Source organism: Sphaerisporangium rufum (assembly GCF_016863395.1).
In the GTDB taxonomy this organism is placed as follows: Bacteria; Actinomycetota; Actinomycetes; order Streptosporangiales; family Streptosporangiaceae; genus Sphaerisporangium; species Sphaerisporangium rufum.
Genome location: NZ_BOOU01000143.1, coordinates 1 through 1,290 on the forward strand (window position 1 = coordinate 1; position 1,290 = coordinate 1,290).

1 protein-coding gene is annotated in these 1,290 nt (G+C 70.2%); it reads right to left on the reverse strand.

The features are described 5' to 3' along the window. The coding region (locus Sru01_RS35045) for a homocysteine S-methyltransferase family protein (protein WP_203995232.1) at positions 1 to 1,290 on the reverse strand (1,290 nt) is incomplete at both ends.

Consider the following 1,290-nt stretch of genomic DNA (forward strand, 5'->3'; position numbering starts at 1 on the left):
CCGCGATTCGGGGCCGTCGCCGTCCTCGTAGTTGACCGAGTTCACCACCGCCCGGCCGCCGAGCATCTCCAGCCCCGCCTCGATCACCGCCGGCTCGGTCGAATCGATCACCACCGGCAACGTCGAGGCGGTCGCCAGCCGCGAGGCCAGCTCCCGCATGTCGGCCACCCCGTCGCGGCCCACGTAGTCCACGCACACGTCCAGCAGATGCGCCCCGTCCCGCACCTGGCCGCGGGCGATGTCCACGCACGCCTGCCAGTCACCGGCCAGCATCGCCTCGCGGAACGCCTTGGACCCGTTGGCGTTGGTGCGCTCGCCGATCGCCAGGTAGGAGGCGTCCTGCCGGAACGGCACATGCTGGTACAGCGAGGACGCCCCCGCCTCCGGGCGTGGCTCCCGGCGCGCGACCGGCCGGCCCCCGACCCGCTCGACCACCCGGCGCAGGTGCTCCGGCGTGGTCCCGCAACACCCGCCCACCAGCGAGAGCCCGAACCCCGTGGCGAACCCCTCGTGCGCGTCGGCCAGCTCGTCCGGCGACAGCGGATACCGCGCCCCGTCGGCGGTCAGCTCCGGCAGCCCCGCGTTCGGCATGCACGACAGCGGAATCCGGGCATGCCGGGCCAGATACCGCAGATGCTCCGACATCTCCGCCGGACCCGTCGCGCAGTTCAACCCCAGCACATCCACCCCCAGCGGCTCGATCGCCGCCAGCGCCGCCCCGATCTCCGACCCCAAAAGCATCGCCCCGTTGGTCTCGATCGTCACCTGCGCGACCACCACCACATCACGGCCCGCCGCCTCGACCGCCCGCCGCGCCCCGACCACCGCCGCCTTCACCTGCAACAGATCCTGACAGGTCTCCACGATCAACCCATCGACCCCACCGGCGATCAACCCCGCCGCATTGCGCTCATAGGCGTCCCGCAACGCCCCGAACCCCACATGCCCCAGCGACGGCAACTTCGTCCCCGGCCCCATCGACCCCAGCACGAACCGCGGCCGCTCCACCGTGGAGAACCGATCCGCCACCCCCCGCGCCAGCTGTGCCCCCGCCAGCGACAACTCGAACACCCGATCCGCTATCCCATACTCCCCCAACGCCGCCAAATTCGCCCCGAAGGTGTTGGTCTCCACACAATCCACACCAACCGCGAAATACGCCTCATGCACCCCGGCCACAATGTCGGGCCGAGTCACATTCAGCACCTCGTTACACCCCTCATGACCCTCGAAATCATCCAAACCAGGGTCATACGCCTGCAACATCGTCCCCATCGCCCCATCAGCGAC